The organism is Nitratireductor alexandrii (genome assembly GCF_004000215.1).
GTDB lineage: Bacteria > Pseudomonadota > Alphaproteobacteria > Rhizobiales > Rhizobiaceae > Mangrovimarina > Mangrovimarina alexandrii.
This window is the reverse complement of the sequence record NZ_RBVY01000001.1, coordinates 741,203-766,796: the sequence shown is the minus strand read 5'-3', so window position 1 is coordinate 766,796 and position 25,594 is coordinate 741,203. Positions and strand designations below refer to the sequence as shown.

26 protein-coding genes and 1 pseudogene are annotated in these 25,594 nt (G+C 65.7%); 10 read left to right on the top strand and 17 right to left on the bottom strand.

The features are described 5' to 3' along the window. Window positions 1-74: 74 nt before the first annotated feature. The 10 genes from EP380_RS23970 to EP380_RS03560 all read right to left on the bottom strand — a co-directional run bounded on the left by EP380_RS23970 (window position 75) and on the right by EP380_RS03560 (window position 7,835). Window positions 75-332, bottom strand: coding sequence for a hypothetical protein (locus EP380_RS23970; protein WP_158264334.1), 258 nt, complete (start codon window positions 330-332; stop codon window positions 75-77). A 115-nt stretch (window positions 333-447) separates the two neighbouring features. Next, complete coding sequence (locus EP380_RS03600) at window positions 448-870, bottom strand: Ros/MucR family transcriptional regulator (protein ID WP_106571062.1); 423 nt, start codon at window positions 868-870, stop codon at window positions 448-450. 420 nt (window positions 871-1,290) lie between these two features. Then, the gene (mnhG, locus tag EP380_RS03595; RefSeq protein ID WP_348289810.1) at window positions 1,291-1,650 is read right to left on the bottom strand and encodes a monovalent cation/H(+) antiporter subunit G; all 360 of its coding nucleotides are present in this window, start codon (window positions 1,648-1,650) and stop codon (window positions 1,291-1,293) included. After that, a complete protein-coding gene (locus tag EP380_RS03590) occupies window positions 1,647-1,973 on the bottom strand; it encodes a cation:proton antiporter (RefSeq protein ID WP_106571064.1) in 327 nt (108 codons plus the stop codon). Before EP380_RS03590 ends, mnhG begins: the two co-directional genes overlap by 4 nt. Then, a complete protein-coding gene (locus EP380_RS03585; protein ID WP_106571065.1) occupies window positions 1,970-2,443 on the bottom strand; it encodes a Na+/H+ antiporter subunit E in 474 nt (157 codons plus the stop codon). The genes EP380_RS03590 and EP380_RS03585 overlap by 4 nt, the downstream gene beginning before the upstream one ends. Then, window positions 2,440-4,011, bottom strand: coding sequence for a Na+/H+ antiporter subunit D (locus EP380_RS03580; RefSeq protein WP_106571066.1), 1,572 nt, complete (start codon window positions 4,009-4,011; stop codon window positions 2,440-2,442). The genes EP380_RS03585 and EP380_RS03580 overlap by 4 nt, the downstream gene beginning before the upstream one ends. Window positions 4,012-4,016: 5 nt before the next feature. Beyond that, complete coding sequence (locus tag EP380_RS03575) at window positions 4,017-4,394, bottom strand: Na+/H+ antiporter subunit C (protein ID WP_106571067.1); 378 nt, start codon at window positions 4,392-4,394, stop codon at window positions 4,017-4,019. Beyond that, the gene (locus tag EP380_RS03570) at window positions 4,394-4,813 is read right to left on the bottom strand and encodes a Na+/H+ antiporter subunit B (RefSeq protein WP_106571068.1); all 420 of its coding nucleotides are present in this window, start codon (window positions 4,811-4,813) and stop codon (window positions 4,394-4,396) included. The genes EP380_RS03575 and EP380_RS03570 overlap by 1 nt, the downstream gene beginning before the upstream one ends. A 1-nt stretch (window position 4,814) precedes the next feature. Next, the gene (locus EP380_RS03565; protein ID WP_106571069.1) at window positions 4,815-7,160 is read right to left on the bottom strand and encodes a putative monovalent cation/H+ antiporter subunit A; all 2,346 of its coding nucleotides are present in this window, start codon (window positions 7,158-7,160) and stop codon (window positions 4,815-4,817) included. A gap of 303 nt (window positions 7,161-7,463) precedes the next feature. Next, window positions 7,464-7,835, bottom strand: a complete 372-nt coding sequence (locus EP380_RS03560; protein WP_127596672.1) for an SH3 domain-containing protein — start codon at window positions 7,833-7,835, stop codon at window positions 7,464-7,466. Between the two features lie 131 nt (window positions 7,836-7,966). On the opposite strand from EP380_RS03560, the gene EP380_RS03555 reads away from it, so the two are divergent. Together EP380_RS03555 and EP380_RS03550 are read left to right on the top strand one after the other, a co-directional pair. After that, window positions 7,967-10,066, top strand: a complete 2,100-nt coding sequence (locus EP380_RS03555; RefSeq protein ID WP_127596669.1) for a S9 family peptidase — start codon at window positions 7,967-7,969, stop codon at window positions 10,064-10,066. 107 nt (window positions 10,067-10,173) lie between these two features. Further along, on the top strand, window positions 10,174-10,494 hold the full coding sequence (locus EP380_RS03550) for a hypothetical protein (protein ID WP_127596666.1): 321 nt from the start codon (window positions 10,174-10,176) through the stop codon (window positions 10,492-10,494). A 15-nt stretch (window positions 10,495-10,509) separates the two neighbouring features. Here the strand turns inward: EP380_RS03550 and EP380_RS03545 are convergent, their stop codons facing one another. From EP380_RS03545 to EP380_RS03530, 4 genes are all read right to left on the bottom strand, one after another. Continuing rightward, the gene (locus EP380_RS03545; protein WP_238719692.1) at window positions 10,510-11,451 is read right to left on the bottom strand and encodes a cytochrome c; all 942 of its coding nucleotides are present in this window, start codon (window positions 11,449-11,451) and stop codon (window positions 10,510-10,512) included. Between the two features lie 14 nt (window positions 11,452-11,465). Then, a complete protein-coding gene (locus EP380_RS03540) occupies window positions 11,466-11,903 on the bottom strand; it encodes a c-type cytochrome (protein WP_164749740.1) in 438 nt (145 codons plus the stop codon). A 193-nt stretch (window positions 11,904-12,096) separates the two neighbouring features. Beyond that, the gene (locus EP380_RS03535; protein WP_127596659.1) at window positions 12,097-12,699 is read right to left on the bottom strand and encodes a superoxide dismutase; all 603 of its coding nucleotides are present in this window, start codon (window positions 12,697-12,699) and stop codon (window positions 12,097-12,099) included. 104 nt (window positions 12,700-12,803) lie between these two features. Further along, window positions 12,804-13,679, bottom strand: coding sequence for a branched-chain amino acid aminotransferase (locus EP380_RS03530; RefSeq protein ID WP_164749739.1), 876 nt, complete (start codon window positions 13,677-13,679; stop codon window positions 12,804-12,806). 147 nt (window positions 13,680-13,826) lie between these two features. Here EP380_RS03530 and EP380_RS03525 point away from each other — a divergent pair, with 147 nt between their 5' ends. Together EP380_RS03525 and EP380_RS03520 are read left to right on the top strand one after the other, a co-directional pair. Next, a complete protein-coding gene (locus tag EP380_RS03525) occupies window positions 13,827-14,489 on the top strand; it encodes a haloacid dehalogenase type II (protein WP_127596655.1) in 663 nt (220 codons plus the stop codon). Between the two features lie 197 nt (window positions 14,490-14,686). Next, complete coding sequence (locus EP380_RS03520) at window positions 14,687-15,391, top strand: L,D-transpeptidase (protein WP_238719691.1); 705 nt, start codon at window positions 14,687-14,689, stop codon at window positions 15,389-15,391. Window positions 15,392-15,409: 18 nt separating this feature from the next. Here the strand turns inward: EP380_RS03520 and EP380_RS03515 are convergent, their stop codons facing one another. Then, window positions 15,410-16,999 carry a helicase HerA-like C-terminal domain-containing protein gene (locus EP380_RS03515; protein WP_127596649.1) on the bottom strand — a complete coding sequence of 530 codons (1,590 nt, stop codon included), beginning with the start codon at window positions 16,997-16,999 and terminating at the stop codon, window positions 15,410-15,412. Window positions 17,000-17,344: 345 nt separating this feature from the next. Here EP380_RS03515 and EP380_RS03510 point away from each other — a divergent pair, with 345 nt between their 5' ends. The 5 genes and pseudogenes from EP380_RS03510 (at window position 17,345) to EP380_RS03490 (ending at window position 22,973) form a co-directional block, all read left to right on the top strand. Further along, window positions 17,345-18,784: a methylmalonyl-CoA mutase subunit beta gene (locus EP380_RS03510; protein ID WP_127596646.1), complete on the top strand. Its 1,440-nt coding sequence runs from the start codon at window positions 17,345-17,347 to the stop codon at window positions 18,782-18,784. Beyond that, window positions 18,781-20,904 carry a methylmalonyl-CoA mutase gene (gene scpA / locus EP380_RS03505; protein ID WP_127596642.1) on the top strand — a complete coding sequence of 708 codons (2,124 nt, stop codon included), beginning with the start codon at window positions 18,781-18,783 and terminating at the stop codon, window positions 20,902-20,904. The genes EP380_RS03510 and scpA overlap by 4 nt, the downstream gene beginning before the upstream one ends. 36 nt (window positions 20,905-20,940) lie before the next feature. Next, window positions 20,941-21,015: pseudogene (locus EP380_RS23965) on the top strand (AbrB/MazE/SpoVT family DNA-binding domain-containing protein); the annotation flags it as partial. A 107-nt stretch (window positions 21,016-21,122) separates the two neighbouring features. After that, complete coding sequence (locus tag EP380_RS03495) at window positions 21,123-21,503, top strand: type II toxin-antitoxin system death-on-curing family toxin (protein ID WP_127596638.1); 381 nt, start codon at window positions 21,123-21,125, stop codon at window positions 21,501-21,503. 99 nt (window positions 21,504-21,602) lie between these two features. Further along, on the top strand, window positions 21,603-22,973 hold the full coding sequence (locus EP380_RS03490; RefSeq protein WP_127596635.1) for a TIGR03808 family TAT-translocated repetitive protein: 1,371 nt from the start codon (window positions 21,603-21,605) through the stop codon (window positions 22,971-22,973). Window positions 22,974-23,001: 28 nt separating this feature from the next. Here EP380_RS03490 and EP380_RS03485 read toward each other — a convergent pair whose 3' ends face one another. Beyond that, entirely contained in the window at window positions 23,002-24,006 is a 1,005-nt protein-coding gene (locus EP380_RS03485) for an asparaginase (RefSeq protein ID WP_127596632.1), read from the bottom strand. Window positions 24,007-24,082: 76 nt separating this feature from the next. Between EP380_RS03485 and EP380_RS03480 the strand changes: the two genes are divergently transcribed. Next, window positions 24,083-24,829, top strand: coding sequence for a DUF3750 domain-containing protein (locus EP380_RS03480; RefSeq protein WP_127596628.1), 747 nt, complete (start codon window positions 24,083-24,085; stop codon window positions 24,827-24,829). On the opposite strand, the gene EP380_RS03475 is transcribed toward EP380_RS03480, so the two are convergent. Further along, window positions 24,799-25,575 carry a type III pantothenate kinase gene (locus EP380_RS03475; protein WP_106571085.1) on the bottom strand — a complete coding sequence of 259 codons (777 nt, stop codon included), beginning with the start codon at window positions 25,573-25,575 and terminating at the stop codon, window positions 24,799-24,801. The genes EP380_RS03480 and EP380_RS03475 overlap by 31 nt on opposite strands. Between the last annotated feature and the right edge of the window lie 19 nt (window positions 25,576-25,594).

Below are 25,594 nucleotides of genomic sequence, written 5' to 3'. Positions count from 1 at the left end.
GTTCGATCTTTTTTGGAAGAGACCGAACGCTGCGGCCGATTTCCTCCCCACCCGGCCCAGACCGGCAACACTCGTCACCGACGCCGGGATGGGAGGTTCGGATGCGACGCTTGATCGACGAGGCACGGGCCTTCGGCGGCAGAAAAGCCGAACAAGTGCGCCTGGCCGCCGCCCGGGTGGCGCTGTTTGCCGCCTGCGGCATCGACCTGGAAGCCGCCATCGAGGCGCCACCTGCCCGCAAACGGCTGGTGCGCCTGCGGCTCAAGCGGCTGATCGAACGGGAAAGGCTGAAGGGCGAACGCCGTCACTGGAGCTACGATCTCAACCGGCATATCGCGCTCAAACAGGTCTATGATCTGTTGGGACCGGCTGCCGCGTCCGGCGCGGGCACAAACGAAAACGGCGCCCGAAGGCGCCGCTCGCGGATTCGGGAGACCGAACCTGATCTTAGCTCTTGCTCTTGCGACCAAGGCCCATCTTCTTGGCAAGCGCGGACCGCGCGGCGGCATAGCTCGGCGCAACCATCGGGTAGCTCGCGTCCAGACCCCATTTTTCGCGGTACTGGTCGGGCGTCAGCCCGTAATGCGTCATCAGGTGACGCTTGAGCGATTTGAACTTCTTCCCGTCCTCGAGACAGATGATGTAGTCGTCGTGGATCGACTTCTTCGGATTCACCGCAGGCTTCGGCTTTTCTGCCGGCGCGGCTTCCGCCGCGACGCCGACACGCCCCAGCGCGGCGTGAATATCGGCGATCAGGTTCGGCAGTTCGGCCGCCGGCACCGGATTGTTGCTGACATAGGCAGCAACCACGTCGGCCGTCAGTTCGATCAGATTGTCGTTGTTTGCCACGGCTGTCTCGGAAGTTTCCATAATTGTCTAAGGCCCCAATTTTCAAGATACTCGATGGTCACGCAGCGTTCTTCGGCGCTGCTCGCCAGCTGTGCGCGAACGCCACGACTAGTGACGCTTCACTTGCCCCGTAAATAACCTCTTTGGCAAACAATTCAAGGAGAACCTCGGATTATTTTTAGAGGAAATACATCGGCCATGCCCCCTAGATTTTGTATCCTTAATTTATCATTTACAACTTTTGCGCGCTTTTTGCGTCTCTCAACAGTTTCGAAGTAGAATTTCCGCATCGGCGCGCGTTTCCGGCGGGATCGACATGCAGCCACCACGGGATATGAAGCCGTGACCGGGCGCAAAGCTGCGGCACGACGCGCGCGCCAGCGTTGCTTGCCTGATGCGTCCTGCGTGTCGCCAGGGTGGACGTTCGGGCCGGCGGCTGCGTCAGTCGATAGTGGCCGGCGCGGTCTTGTCCTGCCGCGCCATGTCGTCGTGCACCGATCCGTGCCACAGCTTGTAGCCGGCAATATAGGCGGCCCTGGCCAGAAGATGGGCCGAGATCGGCGCGGTCAAAAGGAAGAACACCACCCCGGCGAGCGCGCGCGTGGTCACCGACGCGTCATCGGTATAGATGCTGAGCGCGATCAAAACCACGCAGGCTCCCAGCGTGCCGGCTTTCGAAGCGGCGTGCGTGCGACTGTAGAAATCAGGCAGGCGCACCAGCCCGATCGCCGCAACCAGCGCAAAGGCCGCACCGATCACGATCAGAACGCCCACCAGGTAATTGTAGAATTCGGCCATCATGGCTTTGCCTCGCTTTTGGGCGGCGGCGTCTCGCCCTCCTCGCCGGCACGGCGGCTCATCACGAAACGCGCGAAGGCGACGGTGGCCAGAAAGCCGACCAGGCCGAGCGCGATGGCCACGTCGACATAAAGCGTGATGCCGGTCTTGATGCCGATCACGGCGATGAAGCCGATCGCCACAGACACCAGCATGTCGAGCGCGATGATACGGTCGGGCAGCGTCGGGCCGCGCATCACCCGAAACACCGTGACCAGAAAGGACAGGCTCAGCAGGCCGAGCGCGACGTTCTCGGCCAGAAGCAGAAAGGATTCGCCACCGCTCACCGGAACGCCTCCAGGATCTTGCGCTCGAAGCCGGTGGCAATGTCGAAGCGGGTCTGGTCGGGATCGGAACAATCGATCGCGTGCACATAAAGGAAGCGGCGATCCTCCGACACGTCGACCGACAGCGTGCCCGGCGTCAGCGTGATCAGATTGGCCAAAAGCGTAATCTCGAAATCGCGGTCGACCTTGAGCGGATAGGCGAAGATGCCCGGTTTCAGATCCATCCTCGGTTGCAGGACCAGGACCGCGACGCGCCAGGCCGACAGGACCAGTTCGTAGGCGAACAGGAGCGCGAGCGCGACGACGCGGCGCGCGCGCGCGAAATAGCCCAGCGATCCGACCTGCTCGCGGATCAGATAAAGCGCCGCCGCGCCGAAGGCGAAGCCGAGCAGGAAATTGGAAAAACTGGCCGAGCCGGTGATCGCCATCCAGGCCAGGGCGAGCAGGATATGGTTCAGATAAAGGATCATGAGCCGGGTCCCAGCGGAAAGACGGCCTCTAGATAGGCGGACGGGTCGCTCAACCCGGCCGCCGCGAGCTGGGCGAGCTGCAGAACCGGCTCAGGATAAATGCCGATCCATATCGCGGGCACCAGCAGCCCCGCCAATATGGCATATCCGCCGCCAAGTTGCGCCGCCGCGCCGTCGCCGGCTGCCGGGCCTGCGTCCGGACGGTCGCGCCAGAACGCGAGCGCGAACACCCGCGCGAGCGCGATCGTCGTCAGGATGCCGCTCACCAGGATGGCGATCGCCAGCCACCACATGCCCGCATCCAGCGATGCCTTCACCAGCACGACCTTGGGCCACAGCCCCGACAAAGGCGGCAGGCCCGCCGCCGCCAGCACCAGTGCGAAGGCGATCGCCGCCAACAGCGGGTGCGCCCGGTAAAGACCGGCGATATCGTGCAGCGAATAGCTGCCGCCGGCCTCGTACATCAGGCCGACCAGAAGATAGAGCGCCGTCATGATCAGGATCGAATGGACCGCGTAGAGCACGGTACCGGCGAGCCCGAGCGGGCTGCCGAGCGCGAGGCCGGCCAGCATCACGCCGATGCCCGACACCACGACGAAACCGACGATGCGGCGCAGATCGGACTGCGCCAGCGCGCCCATGATGCCCAACACCATCGTCGCGCCGGCTACCCAGGCGATTAGGTCCGACAAGACGACCCGCTCGAGCGGGAACAGCACCATCATCGAGCGCAGCAACGCATAGATGCCGACCTTGGTCAAAAGACCGCCGAACAGCGCCGAGGTGACGATTCGCGGCGTGTGGTAGGAGGCCGGCAACCAGAAATTGAGCGGAAAGGCGGCCGCCTTCATGCCGAAGGCCAACAACAGCAAGGTGGCGATCGTCATCAGCGGGCCTGTCTCGCGCGCGGCCCCGACCTTGTTGGCGATATCGGCCATGTTAAGCGTGCCGAGCGTGCCATAGAGCGCGCCGGTCGCGATCAGAAACACCGTCGTTGCAACGAGATTGAGCACGGCATATTTGCTCGCCCCGTCGATCTGACGCTGTTCGGAGCCGAGCACCAGAAGTCCGAACGACGAGATGACGAAGACCTCGAACCAGACATAGAGGTTGAACAGATCGCCGGTCAGAAAGGACCCGTTGACGCCGGCCAGCATCAACAGCAGGAACGGGTAGAAACCGTAGCGGCGGCCGGTCGCGTCGATGTCGCGGATCGCAAACAACGCCCCCACAAGCGTGACGAAGGTGGCGGTGAGCGCGAAGGTCGCGCCAAGCGCGTCGGCGTTGAAGCTGATGCCGAAGGGCGGCAGCCAGCGCCCCATCGTCATCACCAGCGCGCCCTCGGCGATCACCCGGACGAGCAGTGCGGTCGTCGCGGCCAGGGTCGCGGCCGCCACGACGACCGCCATCCAGGCGTGCAGGCGCACCTGATGGCGCACCATCAGCAGGATCGCGCCACCCAGGATCGGCAACGCGACCGGCAGGATCACAACCCAGTCGGCGAGCGCCGTCGGTGCGGTCACCATCGCCGCGCCGAGATCGACGGTATTTGCGCTGCTTACGGCCATCTCGGTCAGTATCCCATCGGCGGCGGACCCTCGCCATCGGGTTCGGCCACACGCATCTCATCGGTGTCGTCGGTGCCGAGCTCCTGGTAGGCCCGATAGGCCAGAACCAACAGGAAGGCGAAAAACGAGAACGAAATCACGATCGCCGTCAGGACGAGCGCCTGCGGCAGCGGGTTGGCGACCGATTCGGGCGGCGTGTCGAAGCCGGCCGGGATGATCGGCGGCACCTCGCGCAACACCCGCCCGGCGGCGAAGATGGTCATGTTGACGGCGTTGCCCAGGATCACGATGCCCAGGATCATCCGGATCGTGTGCTTGGACAGCATCAGATAGATCGCAACCGCGTAAAACAGTCCGACCAGCCCCGACAATGCGGTTTCCATCACAGCCGCTCCCGTTCTTCGAGCGCAAGCGCGATCGAGGTGACCGAGCCGACGACGACGAAATAAACGCCGATATCGAAAAACAGCACCGTCGACAGATCGACCGTCACACCCAGGATTTCGGGCGACGTCCACAGTCCGGTCAGGAACGGAACCCCGAAAAACAGCGACGCAAAACCCGACAGCGCCGCTAGGAACAGGCCGAAGCCGGACAGCGCCATCGGGTGGAAATAAAGCGCCCTGCGCACCGGCGAGACGCCGCATGCGATGCCGTAAATGGCAAAGGCCGAGGCGGCGATCAGGCCGCCGATGAAGCCGCCGCCGGGCTCGTTATGGCCGCGCAGCAGCACGAACACGGAAAACAGCACCATCAGGCTGGTCAGATAGGGTGCGCTGGTGCGGAAGATGACGGTTCTCATCTCAGCCGCCTTCCTTGCCGCCGGCGGCCGGTTTCGGCACCCGCACGCGGATCAGCGCCAGGATCGCCAGACCGGCGACCATGACAACGGCGATTTCGCCGAGCGTGTCGAGGCCGCGGAAATCGACCAGGATGACGTTCACCACGTTGCGCCCGTGCGCGATCACATAGGAATAGGTCTTGAAGAACGCCGACAGGCTGTCGTCGAACGGCATCTGGGTCACCTTCAGGATCAGGAATCCGAAGCCGGCCCCGCACGCGCCCGCCACGGCGATGTCGAGCAGTTTTTCGTTTGTCGGCCGGTGATCGCTGGGATGCAGGCGCAGGCGCGTCATCGCCAGGGCAAGGATGACCACCGACAGCGTTTCGACCATGAACTGGGTGAACGACAGATCGGGCGCGCCCAAAAGCATGAACAAGAGCGCCACCGCGAAGCCCTGGATGCCGAGCGACACGATCGCCGTCAGCCGATCCCGCGCGTAAACCACCGCGCCGAGGCCGATGACGGCGATCGCGATCACCGTCCATTCGTAAAACGGCAGGTCCGGCATTTCGGGCAGGTCCGGCATCTCGCCGAACACGGTCATCGGAGCCCACAGGGCCAGCGCGATCGCGATGAAGGTGACGGTCATATAGACTTCCATCCGGCCGCTCTGGATGATCCGCGTCACGCCGAACGAGGCCCGCAGCAGGCCGCGGATCGTCTGGTCGAACCCGCGATCCGGTCCCCAGCCGATCGCGGCGAGCAGCGCCGCCATCGCCGCGCGTGCCTGGTCGAGGAACCAGTAGATGGCGATGCCCAAAATGACGGTCAGCACCGAAAGCGCCAGCGGCACGCTGATATAGGGGATGACGGAAATGTGGACCGCGATGTCATTGCCCGCCACGGCGCTCGCCATCGGGCTCGAGACGAAATGGTGCGCGGTTTCGGATAACAGCGCCGAGACCAGCCCGACGAGCGCCAGCGTCAGCGGCCCGAGCCACAGCAGGGGCGGCCCCTCATGGGCCTCTTTCGGCGTCGCAACGCGCGGGCCCAGGAACGGCTTCAGCGCCACCGCGAACCCGATCACCAGCATCAGCGCGTTGCCGAGTATGGCCACCAGCGTGAACAGGCCGTGCCAGCCGTCCTGGAACTGCAGTGCGGCGTAGATCTCCTCCTTGGCCAGGAAGCCGAAAAACGGCGGTAGCCCGCCCATCGACAGCGCGGCCAGAAGCGCGGCGGCGAAGGTGACCGGCATCGCGCGGCGCAAGCCGCCGAGCGCGGTGATGTCGCGGGTGCCGCTTTCATGGTCGATCGCACCGGCCACCATGAACAGCGTGCCCTTGAACAGGGAGTGGGCGACGAGATAGAGCACCGCGCCCTCGACGGCCTTGTCGGAACCGAGCCCGGTCAGCATGACCAGAATGCCGAGCGAGGCGACGGTCGTGTAGGCGAGCATCAGCTTCAGGTCGGTCTGGCGGATCGCCAACAGCGTGCCGACGATCAGCGTCGTACCGCCGAACACCGGCAGCACGGTCTCCCACGCATCCGTGCCGCCGAAGGCCGGGTTGAGCCGCATGACGAGATAGACGCCGGCCTTCACCATGGTCGCGGAATGGAGATAGGCCGACACAGGGGTCGGCGCCTCCATCGCGTTGGGCAGCCAGAAATGAAACGGAAACTGGGCCGATTTGGTAAACGCGCCGCCCAGAACCAGCACCAGTGCCACCAGATACAAGGCGCTATGGCGCATGGTGTCGCCGGCGGCCAAAAGCCCGGAAAGCTCGGTTTCGCCGGTCGCGATCCACACCACCAGCAAGCCGGCCAAAAGCGACAGCCCGCCGAGCCCGGTCACCACCAGCGCCTGGATGGCGGCCCGGCGCGAGGCCTCGCGCCTGTGATCGAAGCCGATCAGCAGGAAGGAGGTGATCGAGGTCAGTTCCCAGAACACGAACAGGGTGAGGAACGAGTCGGACACGACCAGCCCCTGCATCGCGCCCATGAACAGGAGGATGAAGGAAAAGAACCGGCCGAGCTGGGGATGGTCCTTCAGATAGCCGCCCGAATAAAGCACGATCAGCGTGCCGATACCCGAGATCAGCAGGGCGAAGGTCAGCGACAGGCCGTCGAGGAACCAGGAAAAGCGGACGTCGAGACTGGGAATCCAGGCATAACCGCCCGAAACCGTGGCCCCGTCGGCCACCGTGCCGAGCAGCCCGGCGAAATGGACAAAGATGAAGGCGGGCGCGAGCGCCAGCACCCAGGCGGCGTTGTGCTTCAACGCTCGCGTGAGGAACGGCGCGGCCAACGCGGCAACAAACGGCAAGACTAGCACGAAGAAGGTCAGCGATTGCGATCCGCTCGCCATTCAAAAGTCCTGTTTTCGCGCGAGCCGCCGCGCCGGTGATGCTGTTGTGTGGTGACATAGCGGCTCACCCCACGCCGGGCAAGCGGATGCGGCGCCTGGCCGCGCTTGGCGCGTGCGGAAATCCGGTCACCGGCCGGCAAAAAGGCGCAAAAACGACCGCGGAACGACTTCAAAAGAAACGGAGGGTTGTGGAAAACCTCGGCCGGAGAAGGGCGTGCGCCGACGCCAAGACCGCCCGGAGGACGGCCGAGATGCTATGGCGCCCAGCGCCGATATTTGTGCCGGAAACCGCGAGCGCCGGCATCAAAGGGGGCTGATATAGCGGCCGTAGACCCAGCCGGTCGTCCAGTCGCCGGTCCGCCTCGGGTCGTGCCAGACCTCGCACCAGCGATAGCGCACGGCCTGCGCCTGCTGCCAGGCCGGCAGCCCGGCGACGTCGTCGAGCGCAAGCCCCTTGGTGCAGCGACCGGTCATCTGCAACGGCGCGCCATTGGGATAGGCCGCCTGTTTCTGGGAATGGCTGGCGGGATATTTGCGCACGTTGAGCGTGTCGCCCCACGGCACGTTGGCGACCTGCCAGCCGTAAAAGGCCGAGGCGCCGGCTTCGACGGCCTGGGCGCCGAGTACGGTCGTCGCGACAAGGGCGGCGGCAAGGCATTTGCGCGTTATCATCATTCCCTCCGGTTTGCTGTCTGTTCATTTGATTACCGGGCGGGAATGCCATAGCTGGGTTGAATACCGGCTGATCGGCCCGTTCATGTCGTGTTCAAGACACGCCCACCCACTCCGCGTTTCGAGAAGGTTCCATGGCGAAAACCGAGAAATTTCCGGATATTCCGGCTCCGACGGCCGAACGACGCCCCGTCGAAACCAGCCATCACGGCATTACCCGCATCGACGACTACGCCTGGCTGCGGGCGCAGAACTGGCAGCAGGTTTTCCGCGATCCTGCTGTGCTGGCGGCCGACATCCGCGCCCATCTGGACGCCGAGAACGCCTATCAGGCAGCGATGATGGGCGACACGGAAGCCCTGCAGAAAGCCTTGTTTTCGGAGATGCGCGGCCGGATCAAGGAGGACGATTCCTCCGTTCCCATGCCGGACGGCCCCTATGCCTACGGCACGTCCTTCAAGACCGGCGGCCAGCAGCCGCGCTTCTTTCGCACGCCGCGCGAAGGCGGGGCGCACGACATGCTGCTCGACGGCGACGCCGAGGCAGAGGGCAAACCCTATTTCCGCCTCGGCAGCGCCGACCATTCGCCCGACCATGCCCGGCTGCTGTGGGGCTATGACGACAAGGGGTCGGAATTCTACGATCTCAAGGTGCGCGACCTCGAATCGGGCGCCGATCTTGCCGACCGGGTCGCCGATACCGGCGGCGGCGGTGTCTGGGCGGCCGGCAATGACGGGTTTTTTTACACCCGGCTCGACGAGAATCACCGCCCGTCGAAAGTGCTTTTCCACCGCCTGGGAACCGATACGGCGAGCGACCGTCTCATCTATGAGGAAACCGATCCGGGCTTCTTCATGAATGTCGGCGGCACGCGCGCCCAGGACTGGGTGTTCGTCGCCATCCACGACCACGAGACGTCGGAATATCATGTCCTGCCGGCGGCCGATCCGACGGCCGCGCCGAAATGCGTGCGCCCGCGCGAAACCGGCGTCCAGTACGATCTCGAGGAAGGCGGCGACATCTTCTTCGTGCTCACCAATATCGGCGGCGCCAAGGACTTCAAGGTGATGACGGCGCCGGTCTCCGATCCCTCGCAGGCCAATTGGCGGGAACTCGTCGCGCACGAGCCGGGCCGGCTGATCCTGTCGATCATGGCGTTCCGCGATTTCCTCGTGCGGCTGGAGCGCAAGGACGGCCTGCCGCGGCTGGTCGTGCACGAACGCGAAAGCGGCGAGGAGCATGTGGTGGCGTTCGAGGAGGAAGCCTATTCGCTCGGTCTCGTCGGATCGCTCGAATACGACACCGACACGATCCGGTTCGCCTATTCGTCGATGACCACGCCCTCGCAGGTCTTCGACTACAACATGCGCACGCGCGAGCGGGTGCTGCGCAAGACACAGGAGGTGCCGTCCGGCCACGCGCCGGATGACTACGTGACGCGGCGCTTGATGGCGCCGTCGCATGACGGGGTCTTGGTGCCGGTTTCACTGCTTTATCGCCGCGATACGCCGCTCGACGGCAGCGCGCCCTGCCTGCTCTACGGCTATGGCTCCTATGGGATCGCGATCCCGGCCTCCTTCAACACCAACTGCCTGTCGCTGGTCGATCGCGGCTTCGTCTATGCGATCGCCCATGTGCGCGGCGGCAAGGACAAGGGCTACGCCTGGTACGAGGACGGCAAACGCGGCAAGAAGACCAACACGTTCGAGGATTTCGTCGCCGTGGCGCGCTATCTGGCCGCCGAAAACTATACCGCGCCGGGCCGCATCGTCGCGCAGGGCGGCTCGGCCGGCGGCATGCTGATGGGTGCGGTCGCCAACATGGCGCCGGAGCTGTTCGGCGGCATCATCGCCGAGGTGCCGTTCGTCGACGTTTTGGAGACCATGCTTGACGACACGCTGCCGCTGACCCCGCCCGAATGGCCGGAATGGGGTAATCCGATCACCTCGGCCGACGATTACCGCACGATCGCCGCCTACTCGCCCTATGACAATGTCGAGGCCAAGACCTATCCGCCGATCCTGGCGCTGGCCGGGCTGACCGATCCGCGCGTGACCTATTGGGAACCGGCGAAATGGGTGGCGCGCCTGCGCGCGCGCAAGCGCGGAGACAATCCGGTGCTGCTGCGCATCAACATGGACGCCGGCCACGCCGGGGCGTCCGGGCGGTTCTCGCGGCTGGAGGAGATCGCCTTTGCCTACGCCTTCGCGCTGAAAGTGACCGGCCTTGCCTGACGACCCGGGTCGAAGCCTGGCGTGCGCGCACCGCAGTTGCGCCACAAACGTAATTAGGCTCTGTTCTGCAGAAAGGGGCATATCAAACGTTTGCGAAGGAGCATTCCATGATCCGCAACGCGTCTAAGGCACTGTCCTGTCTGACCGGTTTTCTGCTGTTGTCGGTGCTCACCGTTCCGGCTTTCGCCGGCGAGATCGTCGAGCGGCCGGGCGAGCGGCCGCGCGAAATGCCCAACATATGCAGCCAGCATCCCGACGATCCCTATTTCGGCAGCTTTCGCGGCATTGGCCAAAAGGGCATGTTCCGCGACCAGATGATCTTCGAGGCGGGCTGCTTTGCCAGCAAGGCGCGTTGCGAGGCGTGGCTTTACGCCATCCGCTCCGACCACAGTGCGGGCGAGAAGTCGGCCTATTGCAAGCCGCGATAGGCGACCGGGCCGGGGTCAGTCTCGTGCGGGATAACCGTTCGGGCGCGGCGGCACCGCCTTGAGATAGGCCGCGATCGCCGCGCGGTCCTCGGCCGGCAGCCGCGCCATGTTCTTCTGGACCGCGACCATGGCCCCGCCGACCGTGTCGAAATCGGGGGTGAAGCCGGATTCCAGATAGTAGGCGATATCGCCCGCCGACCACGACAGGCCGCCCTCGCCGGGCGTGATGTTGGGCACGATGCCGTCGCCCTCGGCCGCGACGGCGCCGGCCAGCCATGCCTGCGTCTTCAGGCCGCCGGTCAACGCGCGCGGCGTATGGCATTCCCCGCAATGGCCGGGCCCCTCGACGAGATAGCGTCCCGCGCGCGTCTTTTCGTCGGCGTCGGAAGCAAGCGCGACCACAGGCTCGGGGTCGAGATAAAGCCGTTTCCACAGACCCAGCCCGCGACGGACGGTGAACGGAAATGCGAGCTCGTGGCCCGGCGCTGCACCCGCCACCGCCGGCAGCGTGCGCATGAAGGCATAAAGGTCGGCGATGTCGGCCGGGCGCATGCGCGCGTAAGACGCATAGGGAAAGGCCGGGTAATAATGGCTTCCGTCGGGCGCCACGCCGCGCAGCATGGCGTTGGCGAAGTCGCCTGCCGACCAGCCGCCGATCCCGTCTTGTTCGTGGCTCGAGATATTCGGCGCGACAAACGTGCCGAACGGTGTTTTGAGTTCCAGCCCGCCGGCCAGTTCCAGGACCGCATCGCCCTGTGCGCCCGGCCGCGCGTGACAGGACGTGCAGCCGGCGGCCCAGAACATGCGCTCGCCGCGCGCGGCGTCGCCTTCGGGAAGCGCCGCGATGGCTTCCTGCGGCAACCGGTTTGGGCCGGATAGATAAAAAAGCGCGGCCGCCCCCGCCACGCCGAGCGCGGCGAGCACGAGGACGAACCTGCCAAGAGTGGATTTTTTCAAGCGAACCGGCCGGATCAGTTCTTCTTCATACGGTAGTTTTCATGGCAGCCGCCGCAATTCTGGCCGATCCTGCCCAGCGCGGCCTGCACGCCGGCCTGGTCCGCGGGCATGGACGAGGCCACCTCGGCGACGTCGGCTTTCAGCTTGTCGGCGCGCTCCTGGAAATCGGCCATATTCTCCCAGATCGCCGGCAGGGCCTCGGTTTCGCCCGTTGTGCTGCCTTCGGGAAACAGGGCGGCCACGTCGAGTTTGTCGGTGGCCTCGTTCAGCGCGGTCAGGTTTTGCTCGACCACGCCGGCGTCGAAGGCGTTTTCTCCCTTGGCGATCGCCGCCAGGGGTCCGAGCGCCTTGCCCATTGCCTTCATAACCGCCTGGCGATCCTCGACCGGACCGGCGAACGACAACGACGCCGTCACCGCGAGCAAGGCTCCTGCCACAAACACTCTCTTCATCAATCGTCCTCCGGCATGTTTCAGGGGAAAATCTCAGGCTTCACAGCCTGATAATGGCCGAGAAACCGTTCACGCGTCATCACGCTTGTGTGAAAGTTGGCGTTGCCACCGTCGACAGACTGTCAACAAAAACGGACCCCGGCCGGGCCGGGATCCGTCGCATGTCATTCCACAAGCGTTTGCGTCGGGCGGTTCAGCCGGACGCCTTTTCGTAGCATTCCAGCACGTAATCCCAGTTGATGAGATTGTCGACGAAAGCCTCGAGATATTTCGGCCGCGCGTTGCGGTAGTCGATATAATAGGAGTGTTCCCACACATCGACGCCGAGGATCGGCACCGCGCCGTGCACCAGCGGGTTCTCGCCGTTCGGCGTCTTCATGACCTCCAGCTTGCCGTTCTTCACCGCAAGCCAGGCCCAGCCCGAACCGAACTGGGTCGTGCCGGCATTGATGAAATCGGCGCGGAACTTGTCGTAACCGCCCAGATCGCTGTCGACGGCCGCCTGCAGCTTGCCCGGCAGGTTCTTGCCGCCGCCGCCGCCCTTCATCCACTTCCAGAAATGGATGTGGTTGTAGTGCTGGCCGGCATTGTTGAACAGGCCCGGATTCTTGCCGTGCGACTGCTTGACGACTTCCTCCAGCGACAGCCCGTCCATGCCGGCTTCCGCGGCCAGCTTGTTGCCGTTGTCGACATAGGCCTTGTGATGCTTGTCGTGGTGATATTCGAGCGTCTCGCGCGACATGTAGGGCTGCAGCGCCTCGTAGTCGTAGGGCAGGTCCGGCAATTCAAAAGCCATCGTCAATCTCCTTTTCAAACACGAACGGGTTGTTGCGTTCAGTTAAGCCCCCTGCCCGGCTTGCGCAACCGGTCCGGGCCAACCTGTTTCGTCGGGGCAGGCCCCTAGACGGTGACCGAATGCGCCCACTCCCAGTAGAGCGCGCGCACGCGTTCGGCGACCGGGCCGGGTTGCAGACGCCGGTCCTCGATCTGGATAACGGGCACCACCTTGGAATGGTTGCCGGTGGAAAAAATTTCGTCGGCATTGAGGAAATCGCCGACGCTCAGCGTCTTTTCGTTCACGCGCAGCCCGGCGGCGTCGAGCAGCGCGATGGCCCGCGCCCGGGTGATGCCGGACAGGAAGGTGCCGTTGGCGATCGGCGTGAACACCTCGCCATCCTTGACGAGAAAAATGTTCGACGTGCCGGTTTCGGCGACGTTGCCCAGCATGTCGAGCACCAGCGCGTTGTCGAAACCGCGCGACTTGGCCTCGAGTATCGCACGGCCATTGTTGGGATAAAGGCAGCCGGCCTTGGCGTTTGTCGGCATCGTCTCCAGCGTCGGGCGGCGAAACGGCGATACCGTCACCGAAAAGCCGGACGGCGAGATCATCGGCGCCTCGTACAGGCACAGGCAGAACCGGGTCGAGTCGGGTTCGGCCGGAACGCCCATATAGCCGCCGTGCTCGGCCCAGTACATCGGCCGGACGTAAACGGCGGTCTTGCCGTCGAATTTTTTCAGCCCGTCCATCGTCAGGCCGGCGATCTCCTCCGGCGAGACGGTCGGTTTCAACCCGAGCGCGATCGCCGAGGCGTTGACCCGTTCGCAATGCCGGTCGAGATCCGGCGCCACGCCCTCGAACCAGCGCGCGCCGTCGAACACGGTCGTGCCGAGCCACATGGCGTGGCTGCGCGGGCCGATGATGGGAACATTGCCTTCGTGCCAGTCGCCGTCGAGATAGGTCCAGGTCAGCGACTGCGCGCTCGTATCAACAGCCATGATTGGAACGTCCTTCTGTTGCAGGCCTATGGATAGTGGTTCATGGCGCGGCGTCAATCGCCTGCAAGGGAACACCGATTGCTCCAACCCACCCTTGACCCGATCCAACCCATCGGATCAAGTCTTTCCAACCGGGAACAGACCACGATGCGCCATTCCGCTTTCATCTTCGATGCCTACGGCACGCTGTTCGACGTCCATGCCGCGGTGCGCCGCCATGCCCAGGCGGTCGGGCCGGACGGGCAGGTGCTGTCGGAAATCTGGCGCGCCAAGCAGCTCGAATATTCCTGGGTTCGCACCATGATGGGCGCCTTCGTCGATTTCTGGCAGCTGACAGAACAGGCGCTCGACCATGCTTTCGAGCGCGTGCCCTCGGCCGATCGCGCGCTGCGCCAGGACCTGCTCGACGCCTATTGGCGGCTAGATTGCTACCCGGAAGTGCCGGCGGTGCTGAAGGCGCTCAAGGCCGACGGGGCACGGCTCGCGATCCTGTCGAACGGCTCGCGCGCCATGCTGGAGGCGGCGGTGAAGTCCGCGGCACTCGACCTGGTTCTGGACGATATCTTTTCCGTCGACGACGTCGAGCGCTTCAAGACCGATCCGGCCGTCTACGACATGGCGACCACCGCCTGGCGGCTCTACCCGCAAGCGGTCTCGTTCCAATCGTCCAATCGCTGGGACATTGCCGGCGCCACCAAGTTCGGCTTCCGCACCGTGTGGATCAATCGCGCCGGCCAGCCGGACGAATATCGCGACTATCCCCCGGCGCTGATCCTGCCGTCGCTGAACGGCCTGGTGGACACGCGATGACCCTCCACGCCTGTTGCACAGGCGCAACAGTCGGAGCGCCGCCACAAGGCTGCCTTTGTTTTTTCACCCCACGGCCGCATTCGATGGGGCATATCAGCCCGGCGGGAGAAAATGTTCGGCGTGCCGGACGTTGAATCGTTTCTAGTGGCTTTCTTTAGCGAGGTAGCATGTCCGGCCCATACCACAACTCCGCGCCCATGACGCGGCGCTCTCTTCTTTCCGGTGCTGCGGCCGGCGCCGCGTCGCTCGCACTGGCGTCGTGCACGACCACCAGCGGCATCCCGCCGGCAGACAAGCCGAAGGACGATGCCGGGCTGGGTTCGGCGTTCGGCAACTACGCCACCATGTACGCAGCCGTTACCGATGGCGGCTTCGACGTGCCCGCCGTGCCGATCGACAAAATGCAACGCCGCTATCTGCGCCGGCTGGTTCCCGATCCGACGGGCGAGCGCCCCGGTACCGTCGTGGTCGATACCTCGGCTCACTTCCTCTACCTGGTGCGCGAGAACGGGCAGGCGCTGCGCTACGGCGTGGGTCTTGGCCGCGCGGGCTTCGAGTGGTCGGGTCGCGCCGTCATCCAGTGGAAGCGCAAATGGCCGAAATGGACCCCGCCGGACGAAATGATCGCGCGCCAGCCCGAATTGGAAAAATACAGCGTGCGCAATGGCGGCATGGAGCCGGGGCTGATGAACCCGCTCGGCGCGCGCGCGCTTTATATCTTCCAGGACGGCGTCGACACGCTTTACCGGGTCCACGGCTCGCCGGAGTGGTGGACCATCGGCAAGTCGGTTTCGTCGGGCTGCGTGCGCATGCTCAACCAGGACGTGATGGACCTTTACGACCGCGTGCCCAACCGCACGCCGATCCTGGTCACGTCGGGCATTTCGCCGGCGGTTTCGTGATCGAAAACCGCCGCGACGTCAGCGTCCCCTTTTGAGACTGCCCAGAATGCCGCGCACCAGGGCGCGGCCGAGCGACGTGCCGACCGAACGCGCCACCGATTTGATGGCGGCCTCCGTCACGCTCTGACGGTTGGAGCTGCTGCGGCGCGTGGTCGTGCGCCGGGTGGTTTTGCGCGTCGTCCCAGGCGTGCGCCGATCCTCGTCGCGATCGCCGAAATCCGGCAGGGTCCAGCGGCTGCGCTTGTCGTCGCGCCCGTCGTCCTCCTCCTCGCGGCGCGCCGCCTCCTCTTCGGCCTGAGCCGCCTTGGCGGCGCGTTTCTGCAGGATCTCGAAGGCCGACTCGCGGTCGACCGGCGTGTCGTACTGGCCGGCGACGGGGCTGATTGCGCTGATCTTTTCGCGTTCGGCCTCGGAGATCGGCCCCAGCCGCGACGCGGGCGGCCGGATCAGCGTGCGCTGCACCATGGACGGCACCCCCTTGGCCTCCAGCGTGGAGACCAGGGCCTCGCCGACGCCAAGCTGGGTGATCGCGGTGGCGCAGTCGAAATCGGGGTTCGGGCGAAAGGTCTCCGCCGCCGTCTTCACCGCCTTCTGCTCGCGCGGCGTATAGGCGCGCAGGGCGTGCTGGACGCGATTGCCGAGCTGGGACAACACCGTCTCCGGCACGTCGAGCGGGTTCTGGGTCACGAAATAGACGCCGACACCCTTGGAGCGGATCAGCCGTACCACCTGTTCGACCCGGTCGAGCAGGATTTTCGGCGCCTCGTCGAACAAAAGATGCGCCTCGTCGAAAAAGAACACCAGGCGCGGCCGGTCGGGATCGCCGACCTCGGGCAGAACCTCGAACAGCTCCGACAACAGCCACAGCAGGAAGGTCGCGTAAAGCCGCGGGTTCATCATCAGCCGGTCGGCCGCCAGAACGCTGATGGCGCCGCGCCCGTCGCGGGTCGTGCGCATCAGATCCTCGATGCGCAGGGCCGGCTCGCCGAAGAAATGGTTGCCGCCCTGCTGTTCGAGGACAAGCAGCGAGCGCTGGATGGCGCCGACCGAGGCCTTGCTGACATTGCCGTAGACCTTGCTGATCTCGTCGGCCCGCTCGGCGATACTGACCAAAATCGCCTGCAGATCCTTCATGTCGAGCAGCAGCAGCCCCTCCTCGTCGGCGATACGAAAGGCGATGTTGATCACCCCTTCCTGCGCGTCGGTCAGGTTCATCAGCCGCGACAGCAACAGCGGTCCCATCTCCGACACGGTGGCGCGGATCGGATGTCCCTTTTCGCCGAACAGATCCCAGAAGATCACCGGGAATTCCTGGAATTCATAGGGATCGAGCCTGATCGCGTCGGCGCGCTTGGTCAGGAAATCCTTCGCTTCGCCCATTGCGGCGATGCCGGAGAGATCGCCCTTGACGTCGGCGCAGAAGACCGGAACGCCCGCATTGGAAAATCCTTCGGCCAGGATTTGCAGGGTCACCGTCTTGCCGGTGCCCGTCGCGCCGGTGACCAGGCCGTGACGATTGGCGTATTTCAGCAACAGCCGCTCGGCCGCCTGATAGCTGTCGTCGGGCTTTCGGCTGGCTCCGATGAAAAGGCTGTCGTCCTGGGCCATGCGTGTTCTCTCCGGCAATCCCGCGACTGGCCCGGGCGCCGGCCGCTTCGTGTCTTCCTATAAACAGCCCCGCACCCGCCGACAACGCCGCCGCGCGCCAGGCCGCAAGGACGGCTGCTTGCAGATTTGCCAAAAGTCCCTGTTGCCCGCCGGTCCGACCGATTGTATCGGGAAGCGCTGCCAGACCGAACCGCGGCGCCGGCATCGACGCGACGTGAGCCGAAGGACGGAGCACCCGCCTTGCAGGTGCGCCGATATTCGCGCGAGGCGATCGGCGTTGTTGCCGGCCAAGACCGGGGCCTTTAGTCTGTCGGCAGCAGGTCGGGAGGATCGAGCCGGAACGCCATGGAGCACAAACTGATCAGCGGAACGACGTTTGCGGGCATCGATGAGGCCGGATGGAGGGCACTCGCGCAAAAGGCGCTCAAGGGTGCCGATTTCGAGGACACCTTGGTGTCGCACACCGATGACGGGCTTCGCATCGATCCGCTCTATGCGCGCTCGGCCCATCCCCAGCCGATCTCGCGCGTCGACCCGGCCGCGCCCTGGCGTGTCGTCCAGCGGGTCGATGATCCCGACCCGGCGCGCGCCAACCGCCAGGCGATTGAGGATGTGGAAAACGGCGCCACCGGGCTGGCGATCGTGTTCGAGGGCGCCCCCAACGCCCACGGTTACGGTCTGCCGTGCACGGACGAGGCCTTCGACCGGGCGCTCGACGGCGTGCCGCTCAACCGGCTCGGACTTCGGATCGACACCCATCCCCTCAGCCGCTCGTCGATCGATTGGCTGGTCGCCTCGCTGGCAGCCAAGCGCGCCGATCCGGCGCGCCTGCATCTGTCGTTCGGGATCGACCCGGCCGCTATCTTCGCCGGGACCGGACGCCTGCGCATGTCGATCGAGGCGCTCGAAGCGTCCATGCCGCAATCGCTTGCCCATTTCTTCGCGCTCGGCCTGCCGGGCGTGCTTCTGGAAGCCGACGGCCGTGTCAGCCACAATGGCGGCGCCAGCGCCGCGCAGGAGCTGGGCATCATGCTCGCCTCGGCCGTGTCGCATCTGCGCATGTTCGAAAAGGCGCGCCAGCCTTTGGTCTATGCCGCCCCGCATGTCGGCTTCGCCATCGCCGCCGACCAGGACCAGTTCGTGACCATCGCCAAGATGCGGGCGCTGCGCCGGCTGTGGCAGCGCGCCCAGGAGGTCTGCGGCATCGAGCCGTCGCCGGCCTCCCTCCATGCCGAGACGTCGTGGCGGATGATGACGGCACGGGATCCGGAAACGAATATTCTTCGCGCCACGATCGCCGTTTTCGCGGCCGCGGCCGGCGGTGCGGATTCGATTTCGGTTTTGCCGCACACGCTCACCCACGGCCTGCCGGACGGTTTCGCGCGCCGGGTGGCGCGCAACACCCAGCTCGTGCTCGCCCAGGAGGCCGGCATCGGCTTCGTCGCCGATCCCGCGGCCGGCTCGGGCGGCATCGCCCATCTCACCGAAGCGCTGTGCGAAGCGGCCTGGGCGGAGTTTCAGCAGATCGAACAGGAAGGCGGCGCGCTCAAGAGCCTCGCCGCCGGTGCCTTCCAGGCCCGGGTGCGGACGGTGGCGGCAAAGCGCCGGCAGGCGCTGCGCGACGGGCAGCGCGCCATCGTCGGCACCACGCTCTACCCGCTCGGCACGGAACGCCCGGTCGCCACGCTCGACGCCGAAAGCCGGCCCGCGCCCTCGGACGGAACGACGTTTTGCGACAGGCTCGCGCCGCTGCGCCTCGACGAACAGGTCGGAGAAGACGCATGATCCCGGATTTTTCGACGATCGGCTGGCAGAAGCCGGCAAGCCGCGCCGCGCCGAACGGCGAGGCGGTGCGCGAAACGCCGGAAGGGATCGCCATCAAGACCTTTTACGGCGAGGACGACCTCGCCGGCCTCGCCCATCTCGATACGTTTCCCGGCGCCCCGCCCTTCATCCGCGGCCCCTACCCGACCATGTATGTGCAGCGGCCGTGGACGATCCGCCAATATGCGGGATTCTCAACCGCCGAGGAATCGAACGCGTTTTACCGACGCAACCTCGCCGCCGGCCAGAAGGGGCTTTCGATCGCCTTCGACCTCGCGACCCATCGCGGCTATGACAGCGACCATCCCCGGGTGGCGGGCGATGTCGGCATGGCCGGCGTTGCGATCGATTCCATCCTCGACATGCGCCAGCTCTTCGACGGCATCCCGCTCGATGAGATGACGGTGTCGATGACCATGAACGGCGCCGTTTTGCCGATCATGGCGCTCTATATCGTCGCGGCCGAGGAACAGGGCGTGGCCGAGAAGGACCTGGCCGGGACCATCCAGAACGACATCCTCAAGGAGTTCATGGTCCGCAACACCTATATCTATCCGCCCAAGCCCTCGATGCGGATCATTTCGGACATTTTTTCCTACACCGCGCAGCGGATGCCGAAATTCAACTCGATCTCGATTTCGGGCTATCACATCCAGGAAGCCGGCGCGACGGTCGACCTGGAGCTCGCCTATACGATCGCCGACGGCATCGAGTATGCCCGCGCAGGCGTGGCGGCCGGCCTCGACATCGACAAATTCGCCCCGCGCCTGTCCTTCTTCTGGAACGCCGGCATGAATTTTTTCATGGAGGTCGCCAAGCAGCGCGCCGGCAGGCTGTTATGGGCGAGCCTGGTGCAGAAGAATTTTGCGCCGAACAACCAGAAATCGCTGGCGCTGCGCGCCCATACCCAGACCTCCGGCTGGTCGCTGACTGCCCAGGATCCCTACAACAACATCGTGCGCACCATGATCGAGGCGATGGCGGCCACGCAGGGCGGCACGCAGTCGCTGCACACCAACGCCTTCGACGAGGCGCTCGCGCTGCCGACCGACCATTCCGCGCGGATCGCCCGCAACACGCAGATCATCCTGCAGGCAGAGTCCGGCACGACCCGCATCATCGACCCCTGGGGCGGCTCGGCTTTCGTGGAACGGTTGACGCACGATCTGGTGGCGCGCGCGCTCACCCATATCGAGGAGGTGGAAAGCCTCGGCGGCATGGCGGCGGCGATCGAAAAGGGCGTGCCGAAGATGCGCATCGAGGAAGCCGCGGCCCGCACCCAGGCACGGATCGATACCGGCCGCCAGGCGCTGGTCGGCGTGAACGCCTTCAAACCGGCCGAAGACATGGAAGTCGACGTGCTGAAGGTCGACAACGCCCAGGTCCGCGCCCGCCAGCTCGCCAAATTGCAGGAACTCAAGGGCACCCGCGACGTGGCCGCCGTGGAAGCCGCGCTCACCGCCCTCACCGACGCCGCCCGCACCGGTGGCAACCTGCTCGACTTCGCCGTCAAGGCCGCGCGCGCCAAGGCCACGGTCGGCGAGATCTCGCTGGCGCTCGAGAAAGTGTTCGGCCGGCACGTCGCAACCATCCAGACGATCAGCGGCGTCTACCGCAAGGAGATCGGCGAGAACCCGGTGGTGGAGCGGGTGCACGAGAAGGTCGAGGCCTATCGCGAAAAGACCGGCGCGGCACCGCGCCTGCTGGTCGCCAAGATGGGACAGGACGGCCATGATCGCGGCCAGAAGGTGATCGCGACCGCATTCGCCGACCTGGGTTTCGACGTCACCGTCGGCGCGATGTTCCAGACCCCCGAGGAGATCGCCAAGCTGGCCGCCGAGCACGACGTGCAGATCGTCGGCGCCTCCTCGCTGGCAGCCGGCCACCTCACGCTTGTGCCGGAACTGTCGCAGGCGCTCGCCAGGCTCGGCCGCGACGACATCATGATCGTCGCCGGCGGCGTCATCCCGCCGGACGATTTCGACGCCGTGTTGAAGGCCGGCGCGACGGCGATCTTTCCGCCCGGCACGGTGATCCCCGAAGCGGCCGAGGACCTCATCGACACGCTTCTGGCGCGATAACGCAGCGCCGTTTCAACGCGCGTTGCAACATGGGTCTTGCCGAAAGAACTTTTGAAAAGCCTCAATCTCAAGGCCGGGGATAGTGTTGTCGTCTTCAAGGAAGGGGACGAGCTACGCATGCGACGCGTCGAGGATTCGGCCGATGAGTTCGAGCGCAAAATGAAAATCGCGCGTGAACGCATGCACAAATACGAGGTCACGTACCGCGCGCTCGCGAAATCACGGAATTCCACACGCGGGAATTCGTTAAGGCCATGCATGCTGAACAGCTTCGCTTGCACGGCGGAGCGCCAGGCATCCGCGATGTCGGCATGCTCGAATCCGCCTTGGCGAGACCGCTCCAGAAGGCAATCTGTGGCGATCCGGACATATTCGACCTGGCAGCAGCGCACCTTTTCGGCATTGTGAAGAACCGTCCGTTTGTGGACGGAAATAAACGAACGGCGCTGGCCGCGACCGACCTTTTCCTCGTCTTCAATGGCTGGAGCCTGGAGACCGACGACGCCAGTTTGATCCAATTTGTCCTTATGGTTGCCGCCGGCGAGATCGACGAGGCCGGCGCCGCGGCGTTCTTGCGCGACCACACCGAGAAGGCCTGAAGCGTCCACCTGTCACCGCCAGGCACCGGCAGCGCCCGCTCCGCATCGGGCTGGCATGGCACTTGCTCCGCCAAGGTGATGAACCTTGGAGCTGTGCCAATGCTGAACAGACGCGCGTTCCTGGCCGGGCTGGCCGGCGCCGGCGGTCTTGCCGCCGGCGCGGCCCATGGCGCCACCCTGTCCGGTATCGAGACGGCCTCGATCCGCGGCTCGCTCGATGCCAGCGAACTCGGCGTACAGCCCGGCCTTTACGACGACCAGAGCGAGGCCTTCGCCCGGGTGCTCGACAAGGCGGCCGAGCGCGACGCGCCGGTCTATCTGCCGCCGGGCGACTACGTGGTTTCGAACCTGGTCATGCCGCGCAAGCTGCGCCTGACCGGCGTGCCGGGCGCCTCGCGCATCCTTTACGGCGGCAACGGCCATCTGTTCCTGGCCGAGGCGGCCGACCATCTGGAGATCTCCGGCCTGCTGATCGACGGCGCCAATCGCTGGCTGGGCGATCATGTCGACGGCCTCGTGACGGTGCGCGGCGCGCGCCATCTCGTCATCGACAATTGCAGCATTCTGGGCAGCGGCAAGCACGCGCTGGCGCTGGAAAACGTCGCCGGCCGCATCGAGCGCAGCCAGATCTCGGGCGCCGCCGATGCCGGGATCTACAGCGTCCAGGCCGGCGGCCTCGCGATCACCGGCAACACGGTCGCCGATTGCGGCAATGGCGGCATTCTGGTGCATCGCTGGCAGGCGGGCGAGGACACCACCATCGTGTCGGGCAACCGCGTCGAGCGCATCGCCGCGCGCAATGGCGGCACCGGGCAATTCGGCAACGGCATCAACGTCTATCGCGCGGGCGGCGTCATGGTTTCCGGCAACCGGATCGCCGACTGCGCCTTTTCCGCCATCCGGGCCAATGGCGGCAACAACATCCAGATCACCGGCAATAGCTGCCAGCGTTCCGGCGAAACCGCGATCTATTCCGAATTCGCCTTCGAGGGCGCGGCGATTTCGTCGAATATCGTCGACGGCGCGGCCAACGGCATCTCGATCGTCAATTTCAACGAGGGCGGCCGTCTGGCCGTCTGCGCGGCCAATCTGGTGCGCAACCTGTCGCAGACCGGCCCCTATCCGGCCGACTCACCCGGGTTCGGCGTCGGCATCACCGCCGAGGCCGACACGGCCGTCACCGGCAACGTGGTCGAAAACGCGCCGCTGTTCGGCCTCCATCTCGGCTGGGGGCCGTATCTGCGCAACGTCACGGCCAGCGGCAACGTCATCCGCGACGCCGGCACCGGCATTGCCGTCTCCGTGGTCGAGGGCGCCGGCGCGGCGGTGATCTCCGACAATATCATCTCCGGCGCGCGCAACGGCGCCATCCGCGGCCATCGCTGGGCCGAGGCCGTGACTAAGGATTTGGCACGGGTCGGCAATGCCGGCTTTGCCCACCTCACCGTCGAGCGCAATCACGCGAGTTGACGCCGGGCCTTGCGCTGTCGCTGCGGCCTCAGGCAAGCACGTCCGTCGCCCGGATTTCGCCGACCTTGATGCCGCGCCGGCTGACGACCGGCGGTCGGGCCATGTCGCGCAAGGTGGCCGCCAGCGGGTCGCCGGCGGCAAGCAGTTTCGCCAGCATCGCGGCCAGCATGGTTTCGGAGGCGCGGGTCGCGCCGTCGTCGCATTTCAGTGCGACGCCCAGGCCAAGTTCGGGAATGGCGGCGCAATAGACTCCTTCGGCGCCGGTCTTGCAAAAGATCCGGCCGCCGGCGGCCGCCATCAGCCTTTCGTCCATCCGCGCGCTGCCCGACATGAAAAACGGTTCGGCCATGCAGGCGCCGAGCAGCCGCGTTGCGGCCGCAGCACGCCGCGGCGCCAGCCCCGCGCCGGTCGCCATGCGCGCAAAGCCAAACGCCAGCGCGCGCAGCGGCACGGCGTGGGTGGGTATCGAGCAGCCGTCGACGGCGGCATTGTCGCGGTCGTGCACGGCGCCGGTGACCTGCTCCATCACCGCACGCAACTCCCGCTGCATGGGATGGTCGAAGCCCGAATAGCCGCGATGCGCGACGCCGCCGTGACAGCAAACGCACAGGAAGCCGGCATGTTTGCCGGAGCAGTTGTTGTGCAGCGCGCTCGGCGTCTGGCCGGCGCGGGCAAGGTCGAGCGTGGCCTGTTCGCCGAGCGGCCAATGGCTGCCGCATTCGAGCGCATTCTCATCGAGCCCGGCCCTGGCCAGCATCGCCGCCGCGCGTTCGGCGTGGGCGGCCTCGCCGGAATGGGAGGCGCAGGCCAGCGCGAGGTCGCGGTCGTCGAAACCGCAGGCCTCGGCGGCGCCGCTTTCGACCAGCGGCAGGGCCTGGATCGCCTTGACCGCCGAGCGCGGAAAAACCGGCCGGTCGATATCGCCGATCTCGAACACCGTGCGCCCGTCGGCGTCGAGCGCCACGACCGCGCCGCGGTGGCGGCTTTCCACCAGCGCCCCGCGCATCACCTCGACCAGAACGGGATTTTTCATCGCCTCACCGGAAATTCACTGCCCTGCCTGTCCCTATCGACCTATGCTCTCACACCCGCCGAGGCAAAGGAAATCCATGCGCGCAATCTTCAGGCCGGTTGTTTTGGGTGTTGTGGTGCTGTTCGCCCTGCCGGCGGTCGGCACGGCGTTGTGGTGGTCGCTCGTCGACCGGCCGGCATCCTGGCGTTCGGCGGACTGGAGCAGCAGCGGCCTCCTGCCGGCCCCGAAAAACGTCGACGCCGCGATCTACGTGCTCGCCGCGCGCACCGGCGGCTTCAAGGGGGCGTTTTCGGCCCATAGCTGGATCGTGCTGAAACGACCGGACCGGCAGGATTACGACCGCTACGACAAGGTCGGCTGGGGCCTGCCCGTGCGCCATAACGGTTTCGTGGCCGACGGTTACTGGTATTCGAACCCGCCGCGGATCGTGCAGGCGATCACCGGCGAGGCGGCGGCGTCCCTGCTGCCGGTCGTGGAGGCGGCGATCGCGACCTATCCCTTCGCCGGCCGCGGCGACTACCGGATCTGGCCGGGACCGAACTCCAACAGCTTCGTGGCCCATGTGCTGCGCCGGGTGCCGCAGCTCGACGTCGCGCTGCCCGCCAACGCGGTCGGGCGCGACTACGCGCCGGGCCTCGCCTCGGTCAGCCTGTCGCCGGACCGCCGCGACCTGCATGTCACGCTCGGCGGGTTCGCCGGGCTGGCGGTCGGGCGGCGCCACGGTTTCGAGATCCATCTCTTCGGCCTGGTCGCGGGCGTCTATATCGTGCGGCCGGCCCTGAAGATCCCGGCCTATGGGCGGCTGGAATTGTTGCGCCGATAGATTTCAAGAAGCCCGCGAATGGTGACGTCGGGATCGAAATGGTGAATGGCGGCGGTGGCGTCGTAAAACAGCGCCGCGATGCCGCCTGTGGCCACCACCGTCATCTGCTCGCCGCGCTCGGCCTGGATGCGCGCGATCATGCCCTCGATCAGGCCGATATAACCCCAGAACACGCCCGACTGCATGGCGCTGACCGTATCGTTGCCGATCACGCGCTGCGGTTTCTTCAGCGCGACCCGCGGCAATTTGGCGGCGGCCGAGTGCAGCGCCTCGACCGACAGATGAATGCCGGGCGCGATCGCGCCGCCCTCGAAGCCGCCATCGGCGGCGACAACGTCGATCGTCGTCGCCGTGCCGCTGTCGACCACGATCAGCGGCCCGGGATAGGCGATATGCGCACCGAGCGCGTTGACCACCCGGTCGGCGCCGACCTCGGCCGGCTTGGCGACGCGGATCGGAATGCCCAACTCGGCGTTCTCGCCGATCACCAGCGGCTCGGCGCCCAGATAGCGGCGCGACAGATTGCGCAGGTTGAAGATCGATTGCGGCACCACGCTGGAGATGATGCAGGCGTCGAGCACGCCCAGGTCGAGCCCGGTCATCGACAGCAATTGGTGCAGCCAGACCGCATATTCGTCCGCGGTCCGGTTGGGTTCGGTGGCGGAACGCCATTGGGCGATCCAGCTTTCGCCGTCGTGCACGGCAAACAGGCTGTTGGTGTTGCCCTGCTCGATCGCAAGCAGCATATGGCCGTTCCCTCGCCTC

Excerpts from the sequence above, each read along its gene's own strand:
- EP380_RS03560 (WP_127596672.1), bottom strand. The coding sequence starts at position 7,835 with ATGATGATAACGCGCAAATGCCTTGCCGCCGCCCTTGTCGCGACGACC.
- EP380_RS03485 (WP_127596632.1), bottom strand. The coding sequence starts at position 24,006 with ATGAAAAATCCCGTTCTGGTCGAGGTGATGCGCGGGGCGCTGGTGGAA.
- EP380_RS03515 (WP_127596649.1), bottom strand. The coding sequence starts at position 16,999 with ATGGCCCAGGACGACAGCCTTTTCATCGGAGCCAGCCGAAAGCCCGAC.
- EP380_RS03575 (WP_106571067.1), bottom strand. The coding sequence starts at position 4,394 with ATGGAAACCGCATTGTCGGGGCTGGTCGGACTGTTTTACGCGGTTGCG.
- EP380_RS03580 (WP_106571066.1), bottom strand. The coding sequence starts at position 4,011 with ATGGCCGTAAGCAGCGCAAATACCGTCGATCTCGGCGCGGCGATGGTG.
- EP380_RS03525 (WP_127596655.1), top strand. The coding sequence starts at position 13,827 with ATGCGCCATTCCGCTTTCATCTTCGATGCCTACGGCACGCTGTTCGAC.
- EP380_RS03565 (WP_106571069.1), bottom strand. The coding sequence starts at position 7,160 with ATGGCGAGCGGATCGCAATCGCTGACCTTCTTCGTGCTAGTCTTGCCG.
- EP380_RS03570 (WP_106571068.1), bottom strand. The coding sequence starts at position 4,813 with ATGAGAACCGTCATCTTCCGCACCAGCGCACCCTATCTGACCAGCCTG.
- EP380_RS03475 (WP_106571085.1), bottom strand. The coding sequence starts at position 25,575 with ATGCTGCTTGCGATCGAGCAGGGCAACACCAACAGCCTGTTTGCCGTG.
- EP380_RS03480 (WP_127596628.1), top strand. The coding sequence starts at position 24,083 with ATGCGCGCAATCTTCAGGCCGGTTGTTTTGGGTGTTGTGGTGCTGTTC.
- EP380_RS03555 (WP_127596669.1), top strand. The coding sequence starts at position 7,967 with ATGGCGAAAACCGAGAAATTTCCGGATATTCCGGCTCCGACGGCCGAA.
- EP380_RS03600 (WP_106571062.1), bottom strand. The coding sequence starts at position 870 with ATGGAAACTTCCGAGACAGCCGTGGCAAACAACGACAATCTGATCGAA.
- mnhG (WP_348289810.1), bottom strand. The coding sequence starts at position 1,650 with ATGATGGCCGAATTCTACAATTACCTGGTGGGCGTTCTGATCGTGATC.
- EP380_RS03490 (WP_127596635.1), top strand. The coding sequence starts at position 21,603 with ATGCTGAACAGACGCGCGTTCCTGGCCGGGCTGGCCGGCGCCGGCGGT.
- EP380_RS03510 (WP_127596646.1), top strand. The coding sequence starts at position 17,345 with ATGGAGCACAAACTGATCAGCGGAACGACGTTTGCGGGCATCGATGAG.
- EP380_RS03540 (WP_164749740.1), bottom strand. The coding sequence starts at position 11,903 with ATGAAGAGAGTGTTTGTGGCAGGAGCCTTGCTCGCGGTGACGGCGTCG.
- scpA (WP_127596642.1), top strand. The coding sequence starts at position 18,781 with ATGATCCCGGATTTTTCGACGATCGGCTGGCAGAAGCCGGCAAGCCGC.
- EP380_RS03535 (WP_127596659.1), bottom strand. The coding sequence starts at position 12,699 with ATGGCTTTTGAATTGCCGGACCTGCCCTACGACTACGAGGCGCTGCAG.
- EP380_RS23970 (WP_158264334.1), bottom strand. The coding sequence starts at position 332 with ATGCCGGTTGAGATCGTAGCTCCAGTGACGGCGTTCGCCCTTCAGCCT.
- EP380_RS03520 (WP_238719691.1), top strand. The coding sequence starts at position 14,687 with ATGACGCGGCGCTCTCTTCTTTCCGGTGCTGCGGCCGGCGCCGCGTCG.
- EP380_RS03550 (WP_127596666.1), top strand. The coding sequence starts at position 10,174 with ATGATCCGCAACGCGTCTAAGGCACTGTCCTGTCTGACCGGTTTTCTG.
- EP380_RS03530 (WP_164749739.1), bottom strand. The coding sequence starts at position 13,679 with ATGGCTGTTGATACGAGCGCGCAGTCGCTGACCTGGACCTATCTCGAC.
- EP380_RS03585 (WP_106571065.1), bottom strand. The coding sequence starts at position 2,443 with ATGATCCTTTATCTGAACCATATCCTGCTCGCCCTGGCCTGGATGGCG.